Here is an 18,882-nt window from a genome sequence, read left to right as displayed (position 1 = left end):
TTTAAGTATAAAAAACCAGCAACCCAAAACCAAGCTTGAATAATTTTTCAATTAAAACAGCCAGCTATAATCTAAGCTAAAAGTGACTTTATTCGGCTCTCTCTTCGGAGCAAAGTCACTATTTACAAGGCAATCATACATTTTCCTTCAGCCTATTGGAAACAGATAAAATTTATCCTCCCCATCTAAAATTGCGATTGAGCAATAGAATTTGTAATGAGGCAATGCATAGAAAATCCGGATTTAAGCCCACACCATTCGACTAAAGTCTATAACTGTTTAAAAAAAACCTCGGGTTTGTTAAAAATAACTTAAACTTAAGGATGAACTACGGTGTTTTTATTCTTGGCGCTGAGCGGTACTCAAGAGCCAATAGACGATAAAAGCTGTACGACTTTTATGAATTTTTCAGACTTTGCTATAAATCCTAAAATTAATCCGTACTTGCGCTTGAATTTTTTGGGCCTGCCCCTATTTCTAAAGTAATTCAGTATTTCAATCATGGCAGTTCAGCATTAACTTGGTTAACACTGATGCCCAAAGGACTGTACATGTTTAAAAACCCATTTAAACGGAGTAAATCAATGGCAACTGAGCAAAACCAGCAGGCTCAAGAACTTGAGCAAGAGCAAGTGGAACAAGACACAGCACAAACTCAAGCAGATACTGAGCAGGCGGAGGTTTCCGTTGAAGCTTTAGAAGAGAAAATTGCCCAGCTTGAAGGCGATCTGAAACTAGAAAAAGCCCGTACGGCCAATGCAGTCTATGAAGCACAAAAAAGTGTGGAACGGATTCAACGCGAATCTGAAAAGCATAAAGATACGGTGCTGGAAAAATTTGCCAAAGAGCTACTGGAAACCGTTGATAACCTTGAACGCGCAATTGCCGCAGTGGGCGAGGAAAAGACTGCTTTTTCTGAAGGAGTTGAGCTTACCCTAAAATCATTACTGACAACTTTGGAAAAATTTGGTGTGGTGGTGGTGGATACCGCTAATGGCTTTAATGCAGACCTGCATCAGGCAGTGGGTATCGATCCAAATGCCAAAACCAATGAAATTGGCAATGTGCTGCAAAAAGGCTATACGCTGAATAGTCGTTTATTACGTCCAGCAATGGTCATGGTTGGCGCCTAAAGCTAAGTATTTCGGGAGTTTGTGAAATTTTTTCTAAAAATTAACTTGAAAAAATTTGAATGGCTCTCATATCGGATAACAAGTGTAAATCACAAAAAAATTATTGAGGAAACCTCCAAATGGCTAAAATCATTGGTATTGACTTAGGTACAACTAACTCTTGCGTAGCTGTACTTGAAGGCGACAAAGTTAAAGTAATTGAAAACGCGGAAGGTGCGCGTACCACTCCATCTATTATTGCGTATAAAGATGGTGAAATTCTGGTAGGTCAGTCTGCAAAACGTCAGGCGGTAACTAACCCGAAAAATACCCTGTTCGCAATCAAGCGTCTGATTGGTCGTCGTTATGAAGATCAGGCCGTACAAAAAGATATCGGTCTTGTACCTTATAAAATCATTAAAGCAGACAATGGCGATGCTTGGGTTGAAGTAAACGATAAGAAACTTGCTCCACAGCAAATCTCTGCAGAAGTTCTGAAAAAAATGAAGAAAACTGCGGAAGATTATTTAGGTGAAACAGTGACTGAAGCTGTGGTAACCGTGCCTGCCTATTTTAACGATGCACAACGTCAAGCAACGAAAGATGCAGGTAAAATTGCTGGTTTAGATGTGAAGCGTATCATCAACGAACCAACGGCAGCTGCCCTGGCATTCGGTATGGACAAGAAAGAAGGCGACCGTAAAGTGGCTGTCTATGACTTGGGTGGTGGTACTTTCGACGTTTCAATTATTGAAATTGCCGACCTGGATGGTGACCAGCAAATCGAAGTATTGTCGACCAATGGTGATACATTCCTGGGTGGTGAAGACTTCGATAATACCCTGATCGACTATCTGGTTGAAGAGTTCAAGAAAGAACAAAATGTGAATCTGAAAAATGATCCACTGGCATTACAACGTCTGAAAGAAGCAGCAGAAAAAGCTAAAATCGAGCTTTCTTCTTCTAACGCAACTGAGATCAACCTGCCATACATCACGGCTGACGCGACTGGCCCTAAGCACTTGGTCATCAATATTACCCGTGCAAAACTGGAAGGTCTGGTAGCTGATCTGGTTGATCGTACGATTGAGCCTTGCCGTATCGCCCTGAAAGATGCCGGTCTGTCAGCTTCTGATATTTCTGATGTGATTTTGGTAGGTGGTCAGTCGCGTATGCCACTTGTACAACAAAAAGTACAGGAATTCTTTGGCCGTGAACCACGTAAAGACGTGAACCCGGATGAAGCAGTTGCAATGGGTGCAGCGATTCAAGGTGCCGTGCTTTCAGGTGACAAGACTGACGTTCTGCTGCTTGACGTCACTCCGTTGACACTGGGTATTGAGACCATGGGCGGTGTGTTAACTCCAATCATCGAGAAAAACACCACCATTCCGGCGAAAAAATCTCAAGTATTCTCTACTGCTGCGGATAACCAGCCTGCTGTAGACATTTCGGTTTACCAAGGTGAACGTAAAATGGCTCAACAAAACAAATTGTTGGGTAACTTCCAGTTAGGCGACATTCCACCAGCGCCACGTGGTGTGCCGCAAATTGAAGTATCGTTTGACATTAACGCTGACGGTATCTTGAAAGTATCTGCAAAAGACAAGAGCACAGGTAAAGAGCAATCAATTCAAATTAAAGCAAACTCAGGTTTGAGTGATGCTGAAATTGAAGCGATGATCAAGGATGCGGAAGCGAATGCGGAAGAAGACCGTAAGTTTGAAGAGCTTGCCAAAGCACGTAACGAAGCAGACGCACTGGTTTCTTCTGCTCAAAAAGCAGTGAAAGATCTGGGCGAACAAGTGACTGCGGATGAGAAAACTGCGGTAGAAACAGCGGTTTCAGAGCTTGAAACGGCTACACGTGAAAATGATGTAGAAGAGATCAAGGCGAAAACTGAAGCGCTGCAAAACATCATCATGCCGATCACGCAACGTGCTTATGAAGCAGCTCAAGGCCAAGGTGGTGCACAAGGTTTCGACCCGAATGCATTCCAAGGTGGTGAGGCTGGTCAATCACAAAAAGCGGACGATGGCGTTGTAGATGCTGAGTTCACTGAAGTAAAAGATGACAAAAAATAATTTGTCAGCTGATACCTAAAAAAACCGCGCGCAAGCGCGGTTTTTTATTCCCTGCATTTTATAAAAAGAAAATGTCCATATTGATCATATTTCTTAGCTCGTCCGTTGAGTTTCTGCGAAGACTTAAAGGCAGATAGGTAAAACCAGACTTGTGGCTGCTATTCCTTTCAAATTGCAGTTCTTTTGGAAAAATTAAAATAGTCAGCTAGATTATGTATAAACAATAGTTTTAAAATCAAAGACCTATTCTGATTTTCTAAGTATTTTAGGTAGGAGACTCAGTATTGCAGGCTATGTACACCGCGCCAATACATCCACCATTACCCTATAATTCGCTTAGTGAGCGGCTGACTCACTTCCTGGATACCCGTTTACATTGCATCCAGCTGATCGCTAATCATTGCTCACCAGAGCAGGATGCTTTCAAGCAAGCAGAACAGCAGGTTCTGGCAGATGAAGCCAGCTATCTGCATCAATAGAACAGTTTGACCGCCTCACAAGGCTATCTTGCAGATCAGCAACGCCATCTGATTAGTCAGAAAAGCCAGATTGAAACGGAATTTCCGGCATTTTCATAACGCAAAAATCAGCCTGATTTATCTGAATATGAACGTGAAAGAATTGCGACAGAGTTTCAAGATCTAGAAGCACAGACAGCCCGTTTTCAGTAAGAATACCAGTCTTTGCAGCAGCAACAGCAGACTGACTTTAATCTGCAACTGCCTGCCCATCAAAATGGCTTACAGCAAAATATTCTGCACGCCCAGCAGCGTTCTCCTCCACGCGAATTTGATAAAGGCGTATGTACGGCCAGCCAGATGCAGATTTATCAGTTGGAAGCACAAGATGTTGGACGGCTGACCCTGGCACATGGACTGGGCCATGCTTTGGGACTTCTGCCTCCTCATGGTCTGAAAGCCCTGAGGTATCCGGTTTTGGGTTAGCAAACACGGTAGGATTTTCGACTGCGACCTGCCGATAAAACCCTACTCTATCGCCGTTAATCTGGCTGAGCCAGAGGATATATTTATCGGCAGATGGACAATTAAGCAGCAGATAAAGGCATTTCATGCTATGGTGAAGGGTAGTATAGTGTTTTAAGCCATCTCTGGAGATTCGTGTGAGTTACTACCATATTTTAATTGAAGTAAAGGATCACATTAGTACGATTGATGAAACCCGTGATGTTGAAATCTTCGATATCAAGGAACTTCAACCTTATCTCCATTCGATTTTATTACCTTATTTTAATGAACAGTTAATTGAACTGGATGATGAGAATCTGGAATACAAAGATATTCTGCATCTGGAAATCAAACAGACCATTTTACCGATCAATGATCTCATTGAAGAAGAACAGCGACTATTACCTAGCGATACTGATATTACCATCAGTGCTTATGAAATTTTTAATAACCGTGACCTCAGCCAGGATGTCACTTCGGTTATTTTCGATCTGCTGGAAGCGGTCAAACTAGAAAACTAGGTTTAAGCGGATATAAAAAAAGTCCTCTTGATGAGGACTTTTTTTGTCATTACGAAACTTAGATCGAGAATGAAGAACCACAGCCACAGGTCGTGGTTGCATTCGGGTTTTGTACCACAAAGCGTGATCCTTCCAGACCTTCGATATAATCCACGACCGAACCTACCAGATACTGATAGCTGAGTGCATCCACCAGAACTTTTACATCGCCATTTACAAATTCTGCATCATCTTCATTCTGGCTATCTGCAAAGTTAAAGCCATAAGAAAAGCCTGAACAGCCGCCACCAGTGACATAAACACGGAGCATTAAGTCTTGGTTACCTTCACTGTCACGCAACTGGCGTACTTTATTTGCGGCATTGTCGGTGAGCACAAGCGCTTGAGCATTCATGGCAGATCCTCTATTGAATAGTATGTCTTTAAAAAGAAAAGACCATATTTCAAGTATAACACTCAATATATGGTCAGTCTCTTGAGATTAAAAGTCAAATCTGACTTATTTTATCAGGATTATTTATAGTTCTCATCCTGTAAGGCACATTCGAAATTTTTTGGGTTCTGCTTACAGCGGAACTGCCAGAGCAATTTCATCATGCGTTTGTCATAAATCCCGCGCTTGGTCAGGTCAATTCGGGCATCACGCATCATTTTCTGATAGCCCGGCTTGTCAGCAGCAGGAATATCCATCCAGTATTTTTGCGGAATATCCGCCTTCATTTTACCTAAAATACCAAAAGCACGCGGCAACTGGCCCTTGACCCATTCACGTGATTTTTGTCCATACCCTGCCGGAAATTTGTCCGGGCGAATAATAATATTGCCAGTCACCTGCAAAATTGGGTAATTGACGATTGCACCTTTATTTCCTAGGCCTTTATGCAGCTCAAGTGGCTTAAAAGCAGCAGCTGGTGCTCCAATAATATCGACTTGACCATTATTAAACATGCTGGCAAAGTTGCTGATTTCAGCACTTACGGCTTGCGCACCGACCTGCTGTACCATAATTTTCTGTGCTTCATCATAGCTCAGTACCGCAATTTTTTTACCTGCTGCTTTGGCCACGGTATTGATACTGCGATCATTGACCAGCAGATAAGCGTCCCCGACCGGAATCACCCCGGCAATTTCATATTTCCCCTGTAGCATATGCTTGGCAAAGGTCGGACTGGCCAGCCCCTGCATGACTTTAACGGCCAGCTTCAGGTCAGTGATGGCACCAATTGCATCCAGAGAACCAGTGAAATTATTAAACTGGCGGCCACGCATTCCGGTAACACTGATTGCGTCACATTTACCCGCTTTAAAGTCTTCGGCCACCACGGCCTCATTGGTATTCACGCGCAGCTCAATATCGCCTCCCCAGTTTTTAGCAGCCAGCTGATAGTCTTTCATCAGGCTATATACATCGCCATTTTTACCGACCAGGTCAAATACACATACTACCTGTTTGGCCTGCGTCAGTCCCGAAATCCCGAGCAGGGCCATACCCAGCATGAGCGCCTTCCATCCTTTTTTCATTCTGCTGTTTTCCTTATCAGATTGTTTTTATTTTTTCATATTGCATGTTCTTGTTTTTAGAGGAACATGTGGGGTGTCTCCTCTTCAGTCTAACGATTTTCTAATAATCTGCAATCGTATAACTGACGGCGATGCTACAAAAAAAGCCTAGACGAATCTAAGCTTTTTTTCTTCCAGAAGCAGATTATTCACCCGATAATGAACATTCAAAGTTGGCCTTATCTATAGAGCAGCGTGCACGTTTCAGAACAGACATCATGCCAGCATCATAAATACCCCGCTTGGTCATATCCATACGTCCATCGCGTAACAGTCTTTGATACTTGGTTTTGTCTTCTGCGCTGAGGTTCATTTTGTATTTTGCCGGAATACCCGCTTCCAGACGGTTAATCATTGCAATACTTTTTGGCAGATTTTTCACAAACCAGTCACGGGATTTCTGGCCAAAGCCGGCCGGGAATTTATCTGGACGAATCACTAAATCTGCACTTACCTGCAAGACCGGGAAGTTAAACATAGCACCATTACTGCCCAGGCCCTTATAAATCTCCAGCGGCTTATAGGCATAAGCCGGCGCACCGACCATGTCGACCTGACCATTGTTGAATTTCGCCACAAAGTTGGACACATCTGAAATAACAGCTTGAGCCCCAACACGCTGAACCATGATTTTCTGGGCATCGTCATAGCCCAGCACGGCGAATTTTTTACCGGCCGCTTTTTCAATCGAATTAATATTTTTATCACGCACGAAAATAAACGCTGAACCGAGTGGGGCGATACCGGCTATTTCATATTTTTTGCCCCCCAGATTACTGACCATTTTAGCTGCATTACGTTTGTCGAGCGCAAAAGTAATGGCACGCTGGGCAATGGTATTGCTTGGAGCACCGCCCAAGGCATCAATGGAGCCAGCAAATTTATTATATTGACGGGCACGCATCGCAGTCATAAATACAGCATCACACTTTCCTGCCTTAAAGTCATTATCCGCAACGGCCTCGTCCTGACGTGCAATCAGATTCACCTCAGCGCCCCAGCCTTTTGCAGCCAGTGCCCATTCCTGTGCCATCTGATAAGACTCTCCAGACTTACCCAGTAAGTCAAAGATACACACATCCACTTTTTCCGCAGCAGCCGTACCCGCAAAACCAAATGCAGAAAGTGCAACCAATGATAAAACTGCTTTTTTCATTCTATTCATCCTTTTGAAATCTTGTTGTTAACTGAGTGTCCATACACATCATAAATCTTAGCAAGTTTATTAAAAAAATAGAGTAATTACTCAAATATGGCATGTCATTTCAGGAAATTTATATGTCTTTTCATGCATATATTTTTTATTACCCATTTAAGTTATTTAATTTCAAACACTTATATTATATAAATTCATCTAGATTTTTATATATCTGAAAAGAAAATTACAAAATAAAACATACTGTTTTTATTCACCGCCAATTGAACACTCAAAATTGGTTCTTTCCACCGTACAGCGCGCCCGCTTGAGCACGGTCATCATCATCGGGTCATAAATCCCCTGCCTGGTCAGATCCATACGGCCGTCACGAAGAATTTTTTGATAATTCAGCTGCTCATCCCGGCTCAGGTTCAGAATATATTTGCTCGGAATCTCCGCTTCCATACGTTTTACCATAGCAAAACTGCGCGGCAGCTGCTTGATAAACCATTCCCGAGATTGAGCCGCAAATTGAGGCGGAAATTTTTCCGGACGGATAATCAGGTCTGCTGTGACATTAACCACGGGAAAGTTAATCATGGCTCCTTTGCTGCCCAAACCTTTGGACATTTCCAAGGGTTTAAAGGCATAAGCCGGCGCAGCCACGATGTCGACTTCACCCTGATTAAATTTACGGATAAAGTTAGAAATGTCCGATTTCACCGGAATGGCTTCAATACGTTTGACCATGCTGGTTTGGGCATGATCATAGTGCAGCACCGCAAACTTTTTATCTTTGATATGTTCCAGCTGATTCATGCTGCGGTCACGGACAAAAATATAGGCCGGTCCAATCTGGCCAATGCCTGCGACTTCAAATTTTTCCTTGCCATTTTGGCTGACAAGCCGTTTGCTATTACGCTTGTCCAGCACATAACTGATGGCCTTCATTGCAATATCATTGCTCGGTACACCACCTAGCGCATCAATCGAACCGGCAAATTTGTTATAGGTTCGGGCGCGCATGGAGGTCATGTAAAACGCATCGCATTTTCCAGATTTAACGTCCTGATCCACTTTGGCTTCATCCTGATAGCCACGTAGCTGAACGCTTGTACCCCACTGTTTACTGGCCAGCGCCCATTCTTCGATCAGCTTGTAAGATTCGCCCGACTTTCCAAGCAGATCAAATACGCAAACTTGCTGCGGCGTGGCAGAAGCAGTTGAGACCAGTATTGTCATGAGCGATCAAATCAAAAATTGTTTTTTCATTTTTATTGAACTCGCTGTAATCTGTTCATTAAAATAAGCAGCAATCTATTATTTTTAAAAAATTAGAGTAATTATTCTAATTATTTCTATCATAACCAAATTTAAAGTTTTTAAAAGACAGGTCATCTGCAAATTGCGATGGAAGTCTTTTTTGTTTTCAGCGAGCTTTCTATTAGAATAGCGCTATTATTTTTTGCCCGTGTTAGTAAGTTCAATGATCCAGTTTGACCAAGTTTCCTTACGCCGTGGTGGGCGAGTATTATTTCAAAAAGCGTCCATGCAGCTGCATCCTGGCTGGAAAATTGGTTTAACCGGAGTCAATGGCGCAGGCAAGTCCACCCTATTTGCCGCGCTACTCGGAGAGCTGGGGGCTGATGAAGGTTCACTGAGCCGTCCATCAATATGGACCGTAGCGCATATGGCACAAGAAATTAAAGCGCTGGACATGCCAGCCATTGATTTTGTGCTGTCAGGAGATGAAGAATACTGGCATATCCAGCAGCAGCTGGCACAGCCTGAACAGCTTTCTGATACGGAGCTGGCACAGCTACATGGCCGTTTTGACGAGATTCATGGCTATTCGGCACCGGCCAAGGCGGCACAACTGATGGCCGGCCTCGGTTTTATGGATCACCAGCTCCGTCTAGCGGTATCCAGTTTTTCTGGTGGCTGGCGGATGCGCCTGAATCTGGCACGGACCCTGATGAGCCGTTCAGATTTACTATTACTCGATGAGCCGACCAACCATTTGGACCTAGATGCGATTCTGTGGCTAGAAGACTGGTTAAAAGCTTATGAAGGGACTTTGGTACTGATTTCGCATGACCGCGATTTTCTGGATGCGGTGATTGATCATATTCTGCATATCGAGAATCAGGAACTGACGCTTTATACCGGTAATTACTCAACCTTTGAAGTGACCCGCAGTGAACGCCTATCCCAGCAGCAACAGGCCTTTGAAAAGCAGCAGGAAACACGCGCTCATCTGCAAAAATTTATTGACCGTTTCAAGGCGAAAGCGACCAAGGCCCGCCAGGCCCAAAGCCGGATCAAAATGCTGGAGCGTATGCAGGAGCTGGCACCTGCCCATATCGATACGCCATTTACCTTCAGTTTCCGTGAGCCGACAAAAATGAGTTCGCCACTGCTGACGCTGGAGCAGGCAGAAATTGGCTATGGTGATAAGTCCATTGCCCAGAACATCAATCTGCAAATCACACCAAATTCCCGGATTGGTCTGCTCGGTATGAATGGTGCGGGTAAATCGACCCTGATCAAGTCTCTTGTCGGTGATTTACCTCTGTTAAATGGTCAGCGTAAGGCCTCTGAACTCCTGAATATCGGATATTTCGCCCAGCACCAGATGGATGCCTTAGATGGCCAAGCCAGTCCAATGCTGCAACTGGCACGTCTTGCTGATCCAAAAATCAGCGAAGCCCGCTTAAGGGCTTTCCTGGGTAGTTTCGGCTTTAGTGGCGAACGGATGGATACATCTTGTGAAAGCTTCTCTGGTGGTGAGCGTGCGCGTCTGGCGCTGGCGCTGATTGTCTGGCAACGTCCAAATGTGCTGATTCTAGATGAGCCCACCAACCATTTAGATCTCGATATGCGTCATGCCCTGACCATGGCCTTACAAGACTTTGAGGGTGCTGTGGTACTGGTATCGCATGAGCGACAACTCATCGCCACGGTCTGTGACGAGTTGCTGCTGGTACATGGCGGGCGCTGTACAGAGTTTGAGGGAGATTTGCAGGACTATGCCAAATGGTTACGCGAAGCACGCCAGCAGCAGATCAATGCGCAAAATACCTTAGTTAAGGCTCAAACAGTTACAGAGACGAAGCCGGCTGCACAGAAAGTCGATAAGGAAGCCCAACGTAAACTGGCAGCCCAGCGCCGCGAGCAGACCCGTCCCATCCGCAAGAATATTGAAAAGTATGAAACCCAGATTGAAAAGCTGCAACGGCGTCTGGCTGAGATTGAAGACTTGCTGGCCAATAGCGCTTTATATGAGGCATCACGTAAAGATGACCTGCTAAAGCTGATGAATGAGCAGACCGAACTCAAACAGAAGCTGGAACAGGCCGAAGAACATATGCTGGAACTTATGATGGAGCTAGAAACGCTGGAGCAGTCATTTCTGGACAGCTGAGTTCTGACCACTTTTTTATCTTAAAGAGCTGAGGCGCGGTGGACAATTCGCCTATGTCTGCAACATGAGAGCTATATTTCGCAAGAGTTTTTATGCTGATATGAGGCAGGAAATTCAGTCCTTCTAAAGGAAGGAGTCATAACGAGCTAGCAGTAAAAAATATGCTCATCCTGAACGTCTGGCGCTAAAATTTTTCCAGATTTTGTTATGAAACTTGGCAATAGTCTCGCTATTGCCAAGTTTCCTGCCTCATCTGCTCAGGTTTAGCTTATCACGCAATCTATTTACACAATGATCAACAGCCCCTCACTGTTTATCTAGTTAACCTCTTTTTTTAACACTCAAATTCATCTATTTGATTCAAAATTTTTTCTTTCCTCCAGTTTAAAAAGTTTCAAGCTGTTTTAGCAGGGAATTACGTAAGGCCTCTATAAGTTTATTTTTTAAACAGTTGGATGTCCTATTTCATACATTAATTTACAGCGCTTCCTCGCTTTCTCGGGCTCTAATAAAAAAGGTTTTTAATTTCTGGCAGTCTTGAGATGAGTCTGTTGAATATTGAACGAGAGAGGAGATCCGCATGCGTGCTCTTAGCTATCATGGTATTCGAGATGTACGAGTTGAATCTGTTCCAGATCCGGTTATTCAGGAACCAGATGATGTCATTTTAAGGGTGACTGCCACCGCGATCTGTGGTTCAGATTTGCATCTTTATCGAGGAAAAATTCCGGCCACAGAACAGGGTGATATTTTCGGGCATGAGTTTATGGGCATCGTGGAAGACGTCGGCCCGGAAGTCAGCTCGGTCAAAAAAGGAGACCGGGTTATTATTCCCTTTGTGATCGCATGTGGTCACTGTTTTTTCTGCGAACATGAATTGATGGCTGCCTGTGAAAATACCAACAGCGGTCATGGGGCGATCCTGAATAAAAAACAGATTCCACCCGGTGCAGCCCTGTTTGGTTATAGCCATCTGTATGGCGGCGTTCCTGGGGGGCAGGCTGAATATGTGCGGGTTCCCAAAGGCAATGTCGGGCCTTTTAAAGTCCCCGGCTCATTACCAGATGAAAAAGTCCTGTTCTTGACGGATATTCTACCCACCGCTTGGCAAGCCGTGAGCAATGCGCAGGTCGGTCGCGGTTCCAGTCTTGCGATTTATGGAGCAGGTCCAGTCGGTCTGCTTGCTACCGCCTGTGCCCGCATGCTGGGCGCCGAGAAAATTTTTATGGTCGATCACCATCCTTATCGCCTGCGTTTTGCCCATCAGACCTATGGAGCGATTCCGGTTAATTTTGATGAGGTCGATGCGGCAGAATTTATCATCCAGAATACTGCCGGTCATCGGGGTGTAGATGCCGTGATTGATGCGGTTGGTTTTGAAGCCAAAGGCAGCCTGGTAGAAACCGTGATGACCAATCTGAAAATTGAAGGCTCCAGTGGTTTTGCCCTACGCCAATGTATCGCCGCAGTACGTCGCGGTGGGGTGGTGAGTGTGCCGGGAGTTTACGCCGGGCCAATTCATGGCTTCCTGTTTGGGGACGCTTTTGATAAAGGACTGACCTTTAAAATGGGACAAACCCATGTGCATAAATTCCTGCCCGAATTGCTGGAGCATATTGAAAATGGCAATCTTTCGCCAGACGTGATTATTACCCACCGCATGAAGCTGGAAGAAGCGGCGGAAGCCTATCGTATTTTTGATCAACGTGAACAGGATTGTCGTAAAATTATTCTGACGCCATAAAGACCGCTTCAGCCAGCAAGCAAAAAGCGCCCCGAAAGGCGCTTTTTTAGTCTGAGCTTTATCCTGAGCAATCAGGTATCAATATCGGCATTCAGGGCATTTTCTTCAATAAAGGCACGACGCGGTTCAACATCATCGCCCATCAAACAAGAGAACATACGGTCCGCTTCAATCGCATCCTGTACCGTCACCTGTAACATATGACGGTTTTCAGGGTCCATTGTCGTTTCCCAGAGTTGGTCGGCATTCATCTCGCCCAGACCTTTATAACGCTGGATCATCATACCGCGGCGTGAGTCTTGCAGAATATGCTGCCAGACCTGATGGAAATTACTGACCTGAATTTTGCGCTCACCTTTTTGTAAATAAGCCCCCTCTTCCAGCAGGCTAAACCAGCTTTTCGAGTTTTTCAATAAGCGCGCATACTCACTTGAACCGAGCAAACCAGCATCAATCAGATAATGATGTGGCAAGTTATGCACATAAATAGTGATTCGAGGTAACCAGCTCGCCACTGTTTGATCATTCAGTTCTTTTTCAAAGCGTTCCAGGCTCAGTTCAGGACGTAAGCCAGGCTGAATGCGCTCAATTGCTGCACGCAGCTGTTCACCCCAGCGGGTAACATAGTCCTCGTCTTCAAGCTGATCTAGCTTAAAGGCCTCGATTGAAATCAGGGCATCCAGCAGGCTGGCAGGATAACGCTGGGTCAAACGTGCCAAACTCTTTTGCGAGGTTTGGTAGTCTGCAATGACATTCGCCAGTGCTTCACCGCGAATGGCAGGGGCTTCTGCGCTAACATGCAATTCCAGTTCATCAATGGCATTGGAAATCAGATAAGTTTCCAGGGCATCATTGTCCTTGATGTACTGTTCCTGCTTGCCTTTTTTCAGTTTGTACAGCGGTGGCTGGGCAATATAGATATGGCCACGCTCAACCAGTTCCGGCATTTGACGGAAGAAGAAGGTTAAGAGCAGTGTACGGATGTGCGAACCATCGACATCAGCATCGGTCATGATAATAATTTTGTGATAACGCAGCTTATCCGGATTATATTCTTCACGGCCAATCCCACAGCCAAGTGCAGTAATCAGGGTGCCCACTTCGGCAGATGAAATCATCTTGTCAAAGCGTGCACGTTCCACGTTCAGGATTTTACCTTTAAGCGGCAAAATCGCCTGCATCTTACGGTTACGGCCCTGCTTGGCCGAACCACCGGCAGAATCACCCTCGACCAGGTAGAGTTCAGATAAAGCCGGATCCTTTTCCTGACAATCTGCCAGTTTACCCGGCAGGCCTGCGATATCCAGGGCGCTTTTACGGCGCGTCATTTCCCGGGCTTTACGTGCCGCATCACGGGCACGTGCGGCATCAATAATCTTGCCCGCAATTGATTTAGCCGCTTGCGGATTTTCCAGCAGATATTCCGCAAAAGCCTTATTCATGGCCTGCTCAACCGCAGACTTCACTTCACTGGACACCAGTTTTTCTTTGGTTTGTGAAGAAAATTTCGGATCGGGTACTTTTACCGAAACAATCGCGGTCAGACCTTCACGTGCATCATCACCTGATACGTTCACCTTCTCTTTTTTGAGCAGGTTTTCATTTTCCATATAACTGTTGAGGCCACGGGTCAGCGCAGCACGGAAACCGGCTAAATGTGTACCACCATCTTTTTGCGGAATATTGTTGGTGAAGCAGCGGACATTTTCCTGATAAGAATCATTCCATTGCAGGGCTACTTCGACGCCAATGCCATTTTCAGCCATGGTCGTAAAGTGGAAGATATCATTCAGATGGGTCTTGCCTTCATTAATATATTTAACAAATTCAGACAATCCGCCTTCGAAATCAAACACATGCTCTGCATGAATACGCTCGTCACGCAACACAATGCGTACGCCAGCATTTAAAAAAGACAGTTCACGCAAGCGACGTGCCAGAATGTCCACATTAAAAATGGTCTGGCTAAAGGTTTCTGTACTTGGCCAGAAACGCACATGTGTCCCGCTCTTGTCGGTCTCGCCGACCACCGTTAAGGGGAACTGCGGGTTACCGTGACGGTATTCCTGCTGATGAATTTTACCCGCACGCTGGATGGTCAACTCCAGCTTGCTGGACAAAGCATTCACTACCGACACGCCTACACCATGCAAACCGCCGGAAACTTTATAGCTATTGTCATCAAACTTACCACCAGCATGCAGAATGGTCAGAATTACTTCGGCAGCGGACACCCCTTCTTCTGGATGGATATCCGTTGGAATACCACGGCCATTATCAGAAACCGAGACAGATTCATCTTCGTGAATAGTCACGATAATTTCATCACAATGACCGGCCAGTGCTTCATCAATCGAGTTATCGACTACCTCGAACACCATATGATGCAGGCCGGTACCATCGTCTGTATCACCAATGTACATGCCCGGACGCTTACGGACAGCATCTAAACCACGTAGTACCTTGATGCTAGAGGAATCATAAGCCTTTTCAATGGTTTGTTCTGTTTGAGAAGCAGCTTGATCTTCTGAACTCATGGTTTCTCCCTAGTAAAGTATAGGTTTATACAAAGATGGGTAAAATTAAAAAAATTATCGCACAACAACTTCAACTGTATCGTTTTCAACCCGGAATAACTGATACGAAATAGACAGATCATGGAGGTGCTTTTGTACTGATTCATGGTCTAAGGTGGTAATAAAAACTTGACTACCTAGCTGGCTCAATCGTTCAATTAAACGTTGTTGTGCAGTTAAATCTAATTCTGCTGTCACATCATCTAATAATACCACAGTTTCCTTGTTACTAGCATGCAGCATTGCGATTTGCGACAGTTTTAGCGCCATCATCAACAGTTTCTTTTGGCCGCGTGACAGAATCACATCCGCCTCCCCCAAGGGAGTTTTGAGCCGTAAATCGGCACGATGTGGACCATATTCGGTATAGCGCCGTTCACAGTCTTTTTCATGATAATGGGTCAGGTCATTCAGCAGACCAGTTTCACTATGAAAGCCTGGGCTGTATTCCAGACGAATCTCCAGATCAGGCAGTAACTGCCTTAAATCTTCCTGAAAAAAGCCTTTCCACTGTTCCACGATCGTCACCCGCTGCGCATGTAAGATCTCGCCATATTCACTCAGCATCAGGTTCCACGGCTCCAGCTCAGACAGGCTTAAGAAACGCTTGGACTTGAGCAGGCTATTACGCTGCTTCAGGGCCCGGGCATAATATTGCCAGGTATGATAAAACTCTGGTTCCACGTGGAACATCAACCAGTCCAGTAGCTGGCGACGCGGCTTGGCACCATGGTCAATAATGTCAGTACTTTGCGGATCAATCAGTTGCAGCGGGAGCAGTTTGGCCAGCTGGCCTTGGGTTGCCACCGGATCACCATTAACCTTGATCAGCTGTTCACCACTGGCCATTTTCTGCATGCCGATTTTTTCAGTCTCGGACTGGGCAAACACGATTGCATCCTGAGCACCGTACTGGATGTAGTTTTTAGGAATATGGGTACGAAAAGAGCGGCCGCTAGCCAGTAAATGAATGGCTTCCAGTACTGAGGTCTTGCCAGAGCCATTCTGGCCATAAAAAACGTTAAACGGCTGCAATCCGTAGAGAGCAACCGTCTTCAAGTTTCGTACACGCTCAATATGTAAACGCGTAATATGCATCGTGTGGACTTATTTCTTCCAAAAGGTTTAGACGCGCATTGGCATCACGACATAGGTCTGGTCAGTCTGCGATGGGTCCTGAACCAGGACTGACTGGTTGGCCTCAGTCATGGTCATAGTGACATCTTCGCCATCCAATACCCCCAATACTTCAAGCAGATATTGGACATTGAATGACATTTCCATCGGCGCATCTACATATTGAATCGCCAGATCTTCAATCGCTTCATCCTGCTCCGGGTTATTGGCACGTAATTGCAGGGAATCAGCATTAAAGTTCAGGAAGACGCCACGTAATTTTTCATTACTGAGAATGGCAACACGTTGTAAAGACTGCTTGAACACATCATGAGCAATAATGACACGTTTATCACCACCACGCGGAATAACACGGCGATAATCGGGGAATTTACCATCAATCAGTTTCGTCGTGAAACGTACTGTGATATCGCCCTGCTCTTTATCCCGACTTGCTACTGTAATGGTGACATTTAATAATTCACGGCCAATCAGTAGGGATAACTGGTCATCTTCTACACTGAGCAAACGTTGTAATTCAGCCACCGCTTTACGTGGCACAATGGCCTGGATCGGCTGGGTCGTAGTCGCTTGCGCTACAGTCTCACACAGGGCCAGACGGTGGCCATCGGTAGTCACTGCACGCAATTGATTGGCATCAATTTCCAGCAAGGTACCGGTCAGATAGAAACGCACATCCTGTACTGCCATGGCAAAAGCAGTTTTTTCAAACAGGCGTTTCAGTTCACGTTGGGTGACGGTAACTTGGGTACCTTGCGTATTTTCAGTGCTTAAAAGCGGATAATCATCGGCAGGCAAAGTCCCGAGTACAAAACGGCTATTGCCTGATTTTAAAATACAGCGCTGATCATCAGTAATTTGCAGGTCAATTAATGCCGCAGAAGGTAAAGACTTACAGATATCAATCAGTTTGCGTGCCGGAACCGTGGTTTCCCCTGCCTGCAGGCAAGCGCCTTCGGCCAATGGGGTGCTGGCCACCAGCTCTACTTCCAGGTCTGAGCCTGTCACCGTCAAGGCTTCAGCAGTGACCTGGATTTTCAGGTTGGACAGAATATTTAAGGTATGGCGACGTTCAACCGCTCCTACGACATGTGATAGAACATTCAGTAAGCTCTCTTTCGCGATTTTTAAACGCACGGTACATTCCTCTAACAACTGAAGATTAAGATAAATTTTGATTTTTTAGCAGTGTACTATGCGGCAAAATAAGCCGCATAGCAAGAACAGAATTTGAGCGTTTCCGGTTAACTTTGCAACAGGCGTTGCAGGTTTTTATAGTCCTCATTAAAGATCGGATCTTGCTCACGCAGACTTTGTACTTTCTCACAGGCATGCATCACGGTACTGTGATCGCGACCGCCAAAAGCCATGCCAATTTCCGGAAAACTGTCACCAGTCAACTCACGTGCCAGGCCCATGGCCAATTGACGTGGACGGGCATAAATCCGGGTACGTTTGGGACCGACCAGCTCCTTTAAAGGAATACGGAAATATTCACTGACGACACGCTGGATATTTTCGGTGCTGATGGTTCTCGCACGAATCGCCAATACATCTTTCAGGGATTCACGGACAACATCCAGGTCAATCGGTGTTCCTTTAAAACGGGAAATGGCCACGACCTTATTCAGTGCACCTTCCAGCTCACGTACATTGGCCACCACCTGTTGGGCAATGAACAGCGCACAGTTACGCGGCAAGTCCACCCCGGTGTTTTCGGCCTTTTTCAGCAAGATTTCAATTCGGGTTTCAATATCGGGCGGTTCCACCCCCACAGACAGACCCCAGGAAAAGCGGGAGACCAGACGCGGATCCAGTTCGGTCAATTCCTTAGGATAACGGTCCGAGGTCAGGATGATCTGCTTGGACTCATCCAGAAGTGCGTTAAAGGTATAGAAGAATTCCACCAGACTGGCTTCCTTACCGGCCAGCAAGTGAATATCATCGACCAGTAGCAGATCCAGTGAGCGGCAATTTTTCTTAAATTCTTCGACTTTCCCCTGCTGCAAAGAGCTGACAAAGTCCCGTACAAAACTTTCTGCGGTCATATACATGACCCGCGCATTCGGCTTGGCCTGTAAAAGTGCATTACCGACTGCCTGCATCAGGTGGGTTTTACCCAAGCCGGTAGGCCCATATAAAAATAAGGGATTATGTTGTGATGCGCCCAACTGGGTTAATACCTTGCGACAAGTTTCAGCGGCCATCTGGTTAGAGCGGCCTTCCACAAACAAAGAAAAGGTAAATAAAGGGTTCAATTGACGCTTGCGGTTATTTTTCGCAGTGTCTTCTTTTTCTCTTTTCGGTTTGGCCACCGGCGCAGGCATCGAAGCCAACGCTGCTGTAGTGGTCGCCGGCTGTTCACTGGCAGACAGGATGACACCCGGACGGGAATCCACCAGAATTTCAACTTTACGTACCCGGCCTTCTGACAACTGTTCGGCCAGAATTGAAATCAGCTCCAGATGATGCTCTTGAATGTAACGTGTCCAATAAGGATTCGGAGCATAGAGACGCAAAGTATCATCTAACTCTTCCGCCACTAATGGGCGAATCCACATTGTAAAGACATTTCCAGAGAGCTCTTGTCGCAAGCGATTTAAGCAGTCTGTCCAAAGCAT

Annotated in this window: 15 protein-coding genes; 7 read left to right on the top strand and 8 right to left on the bottom strand. The window is 45.5% G+C overall.

What is annotated here, in order from left to right; all coding sequences use genetic code 11:
* Window positions 1-584 precede the first annotated feature (584 nt).
* The 5 genes from grpE (at window position 585) to E5Y90_RS00055 (ending at window position 4,682) form a co-directional block, all read left to right on the top strand.
* On the top strand, window positions 585-1,133 hold the full coding sequence (grpE, locus tag E5Y90_RS00070) for a nucleotide exchange factor GrpE (protein ID WP_151208057.1): 549 nt from the start codon (window positions 585-587) through the stop codon (window positions 1,131-1,133).
* Window positions 1,134-1,252: 119 nt separating this feature from the next.
* Window positions 1,253-3,196, top strand: a complete 1,944-nt coding sequence (gene dnaK, locus E5Y90_RS00065) for a molecular chaperone DnaK (RefSeq protein ID WP_151205219.1) — start codon at window positions 1,253-1,255, stop codon at window positions 3,194-3,196.
* 293 nt (window positions 3,197-3,489) lie between these two features.
* Complete coding sequence (locus E5Y90_RS17405; RefSeq protein WP_228723964.1) at window positions 3,490-3,675, top strand: hypothetical protein; 186 nt, start codon at window positions 3,490-3,492, stop codon at window positions 3,673-3,675.
* 204 nt (window positions 3,676-3,879) lie between these two features.
* The gene (locus tag E5Y90_RS17400) at window positions 3,880-4,140 is read left to right on the top strand and encodes a hypothetical protein (protein WP_228723963.1); all 261 of its coding nucleotides are present in this window, start codon (window positions 3,880-3,882) and stop codon (window positions 4,138-4,140) included.
* A 164-nt stretch (window positions 4,141-4,304) separates the two neighbouring features.
* A complete protein-coding gene (locus tag E5Y90_RS00055; protein WP_162850573.1) occupies window positions 4,305-4,682 on the top strand; it encodes a hypothetical protein in 378 nt (125 codons plus the stop codon).
* Window positions 4,683-4,740: 58 nt separating this feature from the next.
* Here E5Y90_RS00055 and erpA read toward each other — a convergent pair whose 3' ends face one another.
* From erpA to E5Y90_RS00035, 4 genes are all read right to left on the bottom strand, one after another.
* Window positions 4,741-5,076, bottom strand: a complete 336-nt coding sequence (gene erpA / locus E5Y90_RS00050; RefSeq protein WP_151205216.1) for an iron-sulfur cluster insertion protein ErpA — start codon at window positions 5,074-5,076, stop codon at window positions 4,741-4,743.
* 119 nt (window positions 5,077-5,195) lie between these two features.
* Window positions 5,196-6,203: a putative solute-binding protein gene (locus E5Y90_RS00045; RefSeq protein ID WP_373688398.1), complete on the bottom strand. Its 1,008-nt coding sequence runs from the start codon at window positions 6,201-6,203 to the stop codon at window positions 5,196-5,198.
* A gap of 184 nt (window positions 6,204-6,387) precedes the next feature.
* Window positions 6,388-7,398: a putative solute-binding protein gene (locus E5Y90_RS00040; RefSeq protein ID WP_174659046.1), complete on the bottom strand. Its 1,011-nt coding sequence runs from the start codon at window positions 7,396-7,398 to the stop codon at window positions 6,388-6,390.
* 249 nt (window positions 7,399-7,647) lie between these two features.
* The gene (locus tag E5Y90_RS00035) at window positions 7,648-8,622 is read right to left on the bottom strand and encodes a putative solute-binding protein (RefSeq protein ID WP_174659045.1); all 975 of its coding nucleotides are present in this window, start codon (window positions 8,620-8,622) and stop codon (window positions 7,648-7,650) included.
* 244 nt (window positions 8,623-8,866) lie between these two features.
* On the opposite strand from E5Y90_RS00035, the gene E5Y90_RS00030 reads away from it, so the two are divergent.
* Complete coding sequence (locus tag E5Y90_RS00030; RefSeq protein WP_174659044.1) at window positions 8,867-10,804, top strand: ATP-binding cassette domain-containing protein; 1,938 nt, start codon at window positions 8,867-8,869, stop codon at window positions 10,802-10,804.
* A gap of 580 nt (window positions 10,805-11,384) precedes the next feature.
* A complete protein-coding gene (locus E5Y90_RS00025) occupies window positions 11,385-12,548 on the top strand; it encodes a zinc-dependent alcohol dehydrogenase (RefSeq protein ID WP_174659043.1) in 1,164 nt (387 codons plus the stop codon).
* A gap of 71 nt (window positions 12,549-12,619) precedes the next feature.
* Here the strand turns inward: E5Y90_RS00025 and gyrB are convergent, their stop codons facing one another.
* The 4 genes from gyrB to dnaA all read right to left on the bottom strand — a co-directional run bounded on the left by gyrB (window position 12,620) and on the right by dnaA (window position 18,882).
* On the bottom strand, window positions 12,620-15,085 hold the full coding sequence (gene gyrB / locus E5Y90_RS00020; RefSeq protein WP_174659042.1) for a DNA topoisomerase (ATP-hydrolyzing) subunit B: 2,466 nt from the start codon (window positions 15,083-15,085) through the stop codon (window positions 12,620-12,622).
* 54 nt (window positions 15,086-15,139) lie between these two features.
* Window positions 15,140-16,222 carry a DNA replication/repair protein RecF gene (recF, locus tag E5Y90_RS00015; protein WP_174659041.1) on the bottom strand — a complete coding sequence of 361 codons (1,083 nt, stop codon included), beginning with the start codon at window positions 16,220-16,222 and terminating at the stop codon, window positions 15,140-15,142.
* Between the two features lie 27 nt (window positions 16,223-16,249).
* Window positions 16,250-17,398, bottom strand: coding sequence for a DNA polymerase III subunit beta (dnaN, locus tag E5Y90_RS00010; protein WP_174659040.1), 1,149 nt, complete (start codon window positions 17,396-17,398; stop codon window positions 16,250-16,252).
* 107 nt (window positions 17,399-17,505) lie between these two features.
* Window positions 17,506-18,882 (bottom strand): chromosomal replication initiator protein DnaA, encoded by a 1,377-nt coding sequence (dnaA, locus tag E5Y90_RS00005; protein ID WP_151208039.1) that lies wholly within the window; start codon window positions 18,880-18,882, stop codon window positions 17,506-17,508.

The organism is Acinetobacter sp. 10FS3-1 (assembly GCF_013343215.1).
GTDB classification, from domain to species: domain Bacteria; phylum Pseudomonadota; class Gammaproteobacteria; order Pseudomonadales; family Moraxellaceae; genus Acinetobacter; species Acinetobacter lwoffii_C.
Note: the sequence above shows the minus strand (reverse complement) of the source record. Positions and strands in the feature narration are given on the sequence as shown.

Excerpts from the sequence above, each read along its gene's own strand:
- grpE (WP_151208057.1), top strand. The coding sequence starts at position 585 with ATGGCAACTGAGCAAAACCAGCAGGCTCAAGAACTTGAGCAAGAGCAA.
- dnaK (WP_151205219.1), top strand. The coding sequence starts at position 1,253 with ATGGCTAAAATCATTGGTATTGACTTAGGTACAACTAACTCTTGCGTA.
- E5Y90_RS17405 (WP_228723964.1), top strand. The coding sequence starts at position 3,490 with ATGTACACCGCGCCAATACATCCACCATTACCCTATAATTCGCTTAGT.
- erpA (WP_151205216.1), bottom strand. The coding sequence starts at position 5,076 with ATGAATGCTCAAGCGCTTGTGCTCACCGACAATGCCGCAAATAAAGTA.
- E5Y90_RS00045 (WP_373688398.1), bottom strand. The coding sequence starts at position 6,203 with ATGAAAAAAGGATGGAAGGCGCTCATGCTGGGTATGGCCCTGCTCGGG.
- E5Y90_RS00040 (WP_174659046.1), bottom strand. The coding sequence starts at position 7,398 with ATGAAAAAAGCAGTTTTATCATTGGTTGCACTTTCTGCATTTGGTTTT.
- E5Y90_RS00035 (WP_174659045.1), bottom strand. The coding sequence starts at position 8,622 with ATGACAATACTGGTCTCAACTGCTTCTGCCACGCCGCAGCAAGTTTGC.
- E5Y90_RS00030 (WP_174659044.1), top strand. The coding sequence starts at position 8,867 with ATGATCCAGTTTGACCAAGTTTCCTTACGCCGTGGTGGGCGAGTATTA.
- E5Y90_RS00025 (WP_174659043.1), top strand. The coding sequence starts at position 11,385 with ATGCGTGCTCTTAGCTATCATGGTATTCGAGATGTACGAGTTGAATCT.
- gyrB (WP_174659042.1), bottom strand. The coding sequence starts at position 15,085 with ATGAGTTCAGAAGATCAAGCTGCTTCTCAAACAGAACAAACCATTGAA.
- recF (WP_174659041.1), bottom strand. The coding sequence starts at position 16,222 with ATGCATATTACGCGTTTACATATTGAGCGTGTACGAAACTTGAAGACG.
- dnaA (WP_151208039.1), bottom strand. The coding sequence starts at position 18,882 with ATGCTTTGGACAGACTGCTTAAATCGCTTGCGACAAGAGCTCTCTGGA.